General features: G+C 63.0%; 8 protein-coding genes and 1 pseudogene. 6 read left to right on the top strand and 3 right to left on the bottom strand.

Annotated features, from left to right (window positions below; all coding sequences use genetic code 11):
• Positions 1-44 precede the first annotated feature (44 nt).
• Positions 45-272: pseudogene (locus JMJ56_RS31920) on the top strand (integrase core domain-containing protein); the annotation flags it as partial.
• A gap of 254 nt (positions 273-526) precedes the next feature.
• Complete coding sequence (locus JMJ56_RS31915) at positions 527-1,354, top strand: IS6 family transposase (protein WP_202835909.1); 828 nt, start codon at positions 527-529, stop codon at positions 1,352-1,354.
• 1 nt (position 1,355) lies between these two features.
• Here JMJ56_RS31915 and JMJ56_RS31910 read toward each other — a convergent pair whose 3' ends face one another.
• Positions 1,356-1,664, bottom strand: a complete 309-nt coding sequence (locus JMJ56_RS31910; protein ID WP_202835908.1) for a hypothetical protein — start codon at positions 1,662-1,664, stop codon at positions 1,356-1,358.
• 291 nt (positions 1,665-1,955) lie between these two features.
• Between JMJ56_RS31910 and JMJ56_RS31905 the strand changes: the two genes are divergently transcribed.
• Positions 1,956-2,804, top strand: coding sequence for a class I SAM-dependent methyltransferase (locus tag JMJ56_RS31905; RefSeq protein ID WP_202835907.1), 849 nt, complete (start codon positions 1,956-1,958; stop codon positions 2,802-2,804).
• 42 nt (positions 2,805-2,846) lie between these two features.
• On the opposite strand, the gene mdoH is transcribed toward JMJ56_RS31905, so the two are convergent.
• Positions 2,847-4,616 carry a glucans biosynthesis glucosyltransferase MdoH gene (gene mdoH / locus JMJ56_RS31900; protein ID WP_268885190.1) on the bottom strand — a complete coding sequence of 590 codons (1,770 nt, stop codon included), beginning with the start codon at positions 4,614-4,616 and terminating at the stop codon, positions 2,847-2,849.
• 103 nt (positions 4,617-4,719) lie between these two features.
• On the opposite strand from mdoH, the gene JMJ56_RS31895 reads away from it, so the two are divergent.
• The gene (locus JMJ56_RS31895; RefSeq protein ID WP_202835905.1) at positions 4,720-5,292 is read left to right on the top strand and encodes a cytochrome b; all 573 of its coding nucleotides are present in this window, start codon (positions 4,720-4,722) and stop codon (positions 5,290-5,292) included.
• A 328-nt stretch (positions 5,293-5,620) separates the two neighbouring features.
• Here JMJ56_RS31895 and JMJ56_RS31890 read toward each other — a convergent pair whose 3' ends face one another.
• Entirely contained in the window at positions 5,621-6,478 is an 858-nt protein-coding gene (locus JMJ56_RS31890) for a KilA-N domain-containing protein (RefSeq protein ID WP_202835904.1), read from the bottom strand.
• A gap of 868 nt (positions 6,479-7,346) precedes the next feature.
• Here JMJ56_RS31890 and JMJ56_RS31885 point away from each other — a divergent pair.
• Complete coding sequence (locus JMJ56_RS31885) at positions 7,347-7,832, top strand: hypothetical protein (RefSeq protein ID WP_202835903.1); 486 nt, start codon at positions 7,347-7,349, stop codon at positions 7,830-7,832.
• 109 nt (positions 7,833-7,941) lie between these two features.
• Positions 7,942-8,331 (top strand): helix-turn-helix domain-containing protein, encoded by a 390-nt coding sequence (locus tag JMJ56_RS35910; RefSeq protein ID WP_407927985.1) that lies wholly within the window; start codon positions 7,942-7,944, stop codon positions 8,329-8,331.
• The last annotated feature ends 76 nt before the right edge of the window (positions 8,332-8,407 follow it).

Genomic DNA, 8,407 nt, shown 5'->3' with positions numbered 1-8,407 from the left:
CGCGGGACAGCACCACTGCTTGACGCACGTGCCCACGATTAGAGAAGAATGGCTACGTGGAGAGCTTCAACGGCAAGCTGCGAGACGAACTGCTGAACGGCGAGGTGTTCAACACCCTCCGTGAAGCCCAGGTGCTCATCGAGGAATGGCGCCAGCACTACAACCGGGTTCGGCCGCACTCATCACTGGGATACCGACCACCCGCCCCAGAGACCGTGGCTATGCCAGCGCTATGTGGAGCCTCAGCAGGGCTGGTCGCGGTGATCCACTAAAAATCTGCCCGGACCACTCGATGGGGGCTGGTCAAACCGGACCCAAGCCCTTGATCCGGCTGATTAAGGCAAGCTCTGCATCACTTGCGGTAAGGGCGGTTTATCGCAGCTGAGGATGCGCCAGCTTCAGCCCCTGCGCATTGCTTGAGGTAGGCTGGTGCTAGGGGTTTTGTCAGGTCTCCCGCCAGTAAGGTCGTTTGGCTGGCCGGGCCTGGGCGGGTAGGCTTCCAGGGCCAGCGGAGCGGGAAGTGGCAATGGAGTGTGTGGCCTTTGGCTCCGCTGCCGTGACGGAGCGGCCAGAGCGTACCGCCCGGGGCTACCGCCGGTTCCTCTGCCGAGACTGCGGCAAGCAGTACAACGAGCGCAGCACCGGGCTGCTGAACCATACCCAGTACCCATCCGACGTCATCGCCCTCGTGGTGCTGTGGCGGCTGCGCTACCGCCTGACCCTGCGCGACCTAGCCGAGATGTTCCTACAGCGCGGCCTCGTATTCAGCCATGAGGCTGTGCGCGACTGGGAGGCGAAGCTCGCACCGGTGCTGGCGGACGACCTCCGTCGACGACGGCACGGCAAGGGCGGCGCCCGCGGCCGGCACTGGCACGTTGACGAGACCTATTTGAGGGTTCGTGGCCGCTGGGCGTATCTGTACCGGGCCATTGACCGCGACGGCAACCTTGTCGACACCATGCTGAGCGAGCACCGCGACATGGCTGCGGCTCAGGCCTTCTTTCGCTCAGCCAAGGCTGCCACAGGCATCACGCCCGAACGCGTCACCACGGACGGGCACGGCTCCTACCCGCGGGCGATCCGCTCGACACTCGGCCGGCGGGTTGTGCATCGGACCAGCGCATACAGGAACAATGGACTGGAACAAGACCACCGGGGCGTGAAAGGTCGCATACGATGTATGCGCGGCTTCAAGAACATCGGTTCTGCCGAGCGCTTCTGCCAAAGCTATGACGAACTCCGAAACCTCCTCCGCTCTCGTACCCGCCACAACCAGCACGTCCCTGCCCGCCGCCGTCGTCTTGTGCACATCCGCCGTGCCGCAGCTGCGCTCGCCATCCTCAAAGCAGCATAGGTCAAACCTTGCCGGCACCTCTCGTCGCCAGATTTGGCGCGAGCGCTGACAGATCCGTTTGGCGCGAGGCAATGTGCACCTTCCGGATCTGCCACAGCAGCGCCGCATCCGCCTCGGCGCGGACCAACGGGGGGCGGTCGAGCCAAGCGTAGTAGCTGGCGCGCGAGACGCGGAGCAGGCGTGTCATTCTGGCGATCGGGAAGGTGGCCTGGTTTGCTTTCATGGAACCGGAAGACCCGGACGGGATCGTGCCGGTCTCCCGGGCAAACCAGGCTGCCGCTCGAGAGACAATGTCGCGCTCCTGGCGCAACTGCTTGTTCTCGCGCCGTAGCCGGGCGAGTTCCTCGCGCTCGGCCGTGGCCAGCGCGGACTCGGCTGGGGCGAGCTTTGTCTCGCGCCGACCCTCCTGCCGGTCCGCCGCCGCGACCTAGTTCCGAATGGCTTGGGCCGAGGGTTCGAACTCGCGGGCAAGGTCGGCCGGGTCGCATCCAGCGCAAACCAACTTTACTATCTGGCGCCGGCACGCCGGCCGGAGAAGGAGCTAGATTCTTTGCAACGCATTCCTCCACTGTCGCTCGAAGGTGACCCAGTCGGACTGTGCATGGCTGGCTATATCTCACCCGAGGTGGCGCTGAGCCGTCTGTTGCTTGGGCACGTTACCCCAGATGGCATCGCAGCACTTCTAGTCCAGCGGCGTCCTGAGCCGCCGACGCAGCCTTGGCAGGCGCTCGTTGCCTTACTAGAAACACAGCAGTCGGAACTGGCGCGACTTTCAGCCGCAGTCGTACGAGCTGGCAGCAATCATGCTCGCCTTGCAACTAATCCCCTGACCGGCGCAGCAGAGATCGCAAGCTTCTTCGATCGCGCCGTAGCAGAGTCGCCCGAGGCCAGTGTGGCACTGTACTCGCTGGGTGACCCTGCGATCTTGACTGCCGCAACCGAGGAAATCCTTGCTTGGCTCGAAACGCGCGGACTGCTGCGCGACAGCGCCGATGTGCTTGACCTCGGCTGCGGCATCGGTCGTCTCGCCGTCGCCCTGGCACCGCGGGTTCGTTCTGTGCTGGGCCTGGATATCTCGGAAGGCATGCTAGCCCAGGCACGATCGCGCTGCGCCCCTTGGCCTCATGTGCGTTTGGCTCGTACCGCTGGTCAGGACCTTGACGGGCTTGCAGCCGGAAGCCTCGACTTGATTCTTGCCGTCGACAGCTTTCCTTACATCGTTCGACTAGGCCCCGAGGTGGTGACGCGACACGTCGTGGGCGCTGTGCGGGCGTTGCGGCCAGGCGCAGCGCTGGTCGTGCTGAACCTATCTTACCAGGGCGATACAGCAGCCGACATCGCTACAGCGCACGGGTGGGCAACGGCTCACGATCTCGCTTTGGAGGTGATGGGCGAGCAGCCTTTTGCCTTGTGGGATGGTCGCGCTTTTGTCCTACGCCGTTCAGGCTGAGTTGGCCTTCCATTTACCCCTTGGCACTCGTCGCTCATCGCCCTAACAGCCAGTTTTGCGGCAGAGGCGCGCGGTTAGCACCGCAATGGGAATGGCAAGGAGTAGCCCTGCCAGTGCAGGCAGAGCCACCACTGCCGCAAAGCGACTGGCGAAGCCAAAGCATGCCAGGATCACTAGTCCAACAACGGTGTGCGGACCAAACCGGCGAGCTGCCGTTGTCCAGGTCATTCCCCGAGCCGCTCTCGGCTGCACCGTCCAACCGCTGAACTGTCCGCGCCCCAGCTGCAGCAAAGTCAACGATCGCTCGAACGCTTCTAGCGTGTCCAGCATGAAGCTCAGCGCCATTTCCTGCACCATGCTACGCAGCAAGGTCACGCGCTTGAAGCGCCCGGGCCGAAGCAGCGCCTCGCTGTAACCAGCCAGCTTTGGCAGGTTCGACACGACAAAGCCTGTGAGAAGCAAGAGTAGAAGCGCTCCGCGTGGGGTACCTTCACCGCCACCGGTCGCCACGTTCAGCCCAGCTACAGGAAGCAGTCCAAATCGCAGCGGCGCCAATGCATAATGCAGGATTGCCTCCAACATTTGAAAGCGGCCTAGCTTGCCGAATTCAGGTCGGGAAAGCAGGTGTCGATACTGAAGGTTGCCGGCGGCCCAGCGCAAGTCTCGGGAGAACAAAGCAATTAGGTCAGGTGGATGCCGCTCCCAGGAGCCTGTGTCCTCCGGCAGCACCCGCACCGCCCAGCCGCGTGCATGCAGTTGAGCTGCTTCAGCGTAGTCATGGCTGAGAATGCAAGACCCGTCCGGAAGTGTCGGTAGTCTTGCGTCTCGGCGGAATGCTCCGATTCGAATCAGCGCATTATGTCCCCAGTAGAGTTGCGCGGGTCCCAGCCACCAAGCTTGGCCCATAACCCAGGCCCGTGTGCCATGCTGCTGACCAAACCCGAACAGCCGTGCGAACCACGTCATCGCGCCTCGACCGGAGATCGCCGTCTGCAGGATCGCCAAGCGTGGGTCAGCCTGCATTATGCGGACCAATCGGGCGACAGTTCCCGCCGACATGGTGGAATCAGCATCCAACACCAGCGCGTACTCGAAGCCAGCGGCGCGATGGTCGAGAAAATCCATCAGGTTGCCCGCCTTGAAACCAAGGTTCTCGGGCCGGCGACGGTAGCGTACGGCGCCTGCTGGAAAGCGTGAGGCTAGCGCGGCAACCGCCTTTGCTTCGGCTCTCGCCGGCGCGCCCGCTGGCGTGTCAGAAAGGATGCCGAGGACAAAGCGGTCACCGTGGCGCGACCGCAGCTCGTGCAGCAAGCCGCCCAGGGGCGGCAAGACGGCATCCATGTCCTCCAGCCGTACGCAGAGAGCCAGCAGTGTCTTGGCGTGAATCACGGCGTCTGTTCGTTGCAGCGTTGGCAAGACAAACGCTGTTGGATCCCTCGAGAAAAGCAGGATCGCAAAACCAGCAAGTCCCGTCGCAGCGGTAAGGCCAAGCCAAGGCGCGTTGATGGCAAGGCTCACCATCATCAAGGCTTCCCAGAACGTCCAGCCACCCGCCGCAAGCACCTGCCAACCAAGCACCCCGAGCCCGACAGCGATGCTGCCAGCCAGAGCGGCGATCGAAGCGCGGCGCATACTTAGTGGCTCTCGCCCGCAAGGGTCGATATCTGCCGAGCGTTGGACATTGTCCGGTCCTGAAGCATGGCTGCCTTGTGTCAGGCAGGTACTGATACATACATTCGGATCGACCAAGCTTTTTACCACCACGTCCCAGGATTGCGGGAACACCGAAACGACAGCGCGAGCTGCGGGCATCAGGTGCGATACCGACGTCTCCGCAACCACGATATGGGGCAGACCATGGAACGCCCAAGCACCAGAGCCGTATGATACCCGAACAGCCAAGGGAGCCAGGGATATGGCGGCAAAGGAGCCCACGAAGGCGCAGCCGATGGATCTTGGACAGCCGTATGATGCAGTGAGTCGCACATTCCACTGGCTCGTCGTTGCGCTGGTGTTGGTGCAAATCACCATTGCTTTGATCCTGCCCTCCATCCTGCCAAAGTCGGCGGAAGACAGCATTGCGGTCTGGCATCTTGCCAATGGCTCCACAATCCTCCTCACAATGCTATTGCGGTTCGCCTGGCGGCTGGTTCATCCCATGCCACCAGCCCCAACTGACCTTCCAACTGGCTTACGCATCCTCGCCCGTGCAACCCACTGGGCCTTTTATCTCGTGCTTATTCTGTTGCCCTTAATGGGTTGGCTAGCCGCAAATGCCTACGGATCGACGCCGAGGCTTCTAGGGCTCATCCCACTGCCGAAGCTTCTCAATCCTGATCAGGCAGCGGGTGAGACGATTGGTGGCATCCACAAAGTGTTCGCAATGCTGCTCTTTGCACTGATTGCGGTACATGTATCGGGTGCACTCTACCATGCGCTCATTAAGCGCGATGGAGTTATCAGGCGCATGCTACCGGGCCGAGCATGAATCCATACTTGTTGCAGAGAGTAAGTAGTTGGGGTCGGGGGAACCCGATTATTCAAGATTTGGACGGTGCGTCCAGTGAGCGGCCTGCTGCCCTTCGGTACCTCCATCGCTGCGCCGCTCCGGTGCATGGCCGGTGCCAAGGATGGGTCGCTCAGAGCAAAGGCCGTAACCATGGCATGGAACGGCCGCGAGCGAGCACCGAGCTGAGAGAGCATAGCGGCAAAGACCCGACCCTGATGCGGCAAGAATTGCCTGAGGTTGAAACGCAAAAAGCCCCGTGACCTCGGTGTGAGGTCACGGGGCTTCATGCTGTGCTGGAAGGGCAGGCCTATCTCGGGCTGGCGCCAGATCGTTCCCTGGCAAGTCGGCGTTGCTTGAGCACGCGAGCCTGGAAGGCCCGGAACTCGGGCGTTCGCGCGAAGCGAACGAGATAGCCGCCATGGGTCAACTCACCATGGCATACTGTGCAAACCAGCCAACCATGCTCCGGCCTGTTCAGCCGGCGATGGAAGAAGTGGTCAAACTCGGTGCCGGCCAAGGGCCGGCCCTCGGTGGAGAGAATGCGCGCGTTGCCGCAGCAGGGGCACCGGCCATCGTAAGGCTCGGCCATGGCCACCCGGATGAGGATGGTCCGGCTCAGCTCCGAGAACTCTCGCCTTCCACCCAGCACCAGCTCCTGACCCGACAGGGCCAGGAACATGAGGTCCGCCGCATGCCGGTCGACGGTGTCGAGCCGGCGGTGCAGGTGGCGGAAGTGCTCGGCGAGGTACAGCGGCAATGGATCGGAATCCTGGACTGCCGGTACGTCCGGCCGCTTCATGGCGGCGCGGACGACGGTGTTGCACCAGAGATGGAAGGCTGGCGAGAGGTAGCAGGCATAGGACAGCGCGAGCTGCCAATGGGCCCAGGTACCGCCGCCATGGCCGCGGATCGCGGCGACGAGGCCGTCGGTGTCGATGGCCCAAATGCCGGCGTCGCCGGCATTTGGCAGGACCGGCTCATCGAGCGCGGTCAGGTGGGTGTCTGCATGGGCACGAAAGCGCATGGTTTCCTCGAGGGCCAGCCAGTCGGCTGGGCGCCGGTGCTCTGCCCGGCCTGCTGCCCGCCACATATCGGTCAGGTTCAGCATGCTGCCGCGAAGGCGCACGGGGATACCCTGGTAGCTGAGGGTGTTGATGGGTCTCATGGGATCTCCAGCATGGGTTCGGCCTTGCTCAAGGGACCGCGACGGTCGGCTCGGAGCTGCCGAGACGGGCTGGAGGGGACGGGCATTCAGCCCGGCGGGCTGCCGAAGCAGCCGCCGGGCTGAAGCGGACCTTGGATTGTTGGAGAGGGTCGCGCAGCCGGCCGATGGCAGAGGAACGCCGACCGGCCGGAATGCCGCGGCGCCGGCGTCAGTAAAGCCGGCACCGCATGCGGCGGGCCTGATATTGGCACCAGACCAGCCACATCGTTTGGCGCGGCCAGAGCCGCGCTGCTGCCACGCGTACGCGGCAGGTCCGGACCGTGCTGCCAAGATTGGCAGCGGCACCGGAAAGCCCTTGTTGCTCGCATCCTCCGTGCCACCGCTGGCAGGGATAGGGTTTGCAGAAGCGGCCGGCTCAGTGCCGGATACGCGGTGCCGGATGGCCAGAACGTCGGGAACGACGCCACGGACACCCGCCAGGATGCGGGACAAGGGAGGGACGAGAGACCAATGGTTATCCCTGGGCCGACAGGGGCAGCATGACGCGGTGCGTTGCGTCGTCAGCCAGTCAACACACTGGCGCGGCCGGCCGGCTTGGGCTTGGCTTCGACCTTGGCCGAAGATGGGCTGGAATGTTGGCCAAGGCAGCTCAGGCGCCGGCAACACCATGGCTCTCGTCAAGCCTACATGGGGATGCCATGTTCAAGTTTCAATACTAAATCGTATTCAGCAATGTCGAGCACCGCCTGGATGTAGGCAACCTGTCGGAGCATTTTCCTGGACGCCTCCAGGCCACCTTGGTTATGCCTTGAAGGCGCGCTGCGCGGACACGCCGCGCTGCATTGAAAATCCACAAAGGTCGGAATGGATGCCAGACAAACCCAAGCTTGGTCGTCCCAAAAAAGATTGGCGCTATCTTTTGATCGAGATGGCCAGGCAAGAGCTTCAGCACGGTTCGTCCGAGACACCGACCAGTCTGGCTCGACATGTCTTGGCGCAATACCCAGCGGAGGACCGGCCAGACGGCAACCTTTACCGGCAGCTCAAAACAGGGCGCCCGGTAACCGAAGTACATTTGGTCAGCCGCCTGTGTGAGCGCTATCAACGTGAGCGATCGCGCTTTTTGTCCGAGGCTCAAGCTATCGACGATGCTAGGCGCAGTGGGCAACAGCGCACAAGACACGCGCTCGGGCTGACAACCGACACGCCTCAGCATCGTGGTTGCCATCCCAAAAGCTTCGGTTCTTTGAACACCGACCTCGCAAATCGTTTGTTTGAGCCCGCGCTCCTGGAGGATCGCGCTGCTGCTTTTCTGCAAGGTCATAAGGACGCTCTGCGAAGGCGACACCGCTAACCACAGCCAAACATGCAGTCGCTGTCCGACATGAACTGAATCGTCAAGAGGCGAAAAGGCCGAGTTTCGCCCTTTGAGTTGCAAGGGTCATATCCGGAGATTGCCGGACATGACCCAAACGCACCCCCCTCCCCCGCTCACATCCTCAGTGACCGGCACTGCCGCCAGTGCCCGCCCACTCCGCAACGCTGGGTCAGATCACCGGCCGGCCGAACGGTTGGCTGCTGACACGCTCGTCACAGACCCAGCGGCGCCAGCGCTTGTGGCATCCATGCTCGGCGATCCGCTGATGGCGCTCAGCGAGGTTGCCGCACTGCTGCGACGCTCGGAGCGCACGCTGCGCCGTTGGCGCCAGGACGGGCTTCTGCGTGATGTCCGCCTGGGTGGCAGTGTCTGGATCAGGCGCTCCGACCTCGAGCGTGCCTTGCGTGCGGATGACGCAAACAATCGAGACGCAGCAACGCACGAACCGTCCGTCATGGGACCGCCGCGCCGCTAGGTCACGTCCGTCAACGTGGTGGAATTTGCTGATGGGCTGCGGGTGACCACGGCTCAGGCGGGCCGGGGTGGCAGTT

Source organism: Belnapia arida (genome assembly GCF_016773205.1).
GTDB classification, from domain to species: Bacteria; Pseudomonadota; Alphaproteobacteria; order Acetobacterales; family Acetobacteraceae; genus Belnapia; species Belnapia arida.
Note: the sequence above shows the minus strand (reverse complement) of the source record. Positions and strands in the feature narration are given on the sequence as shown.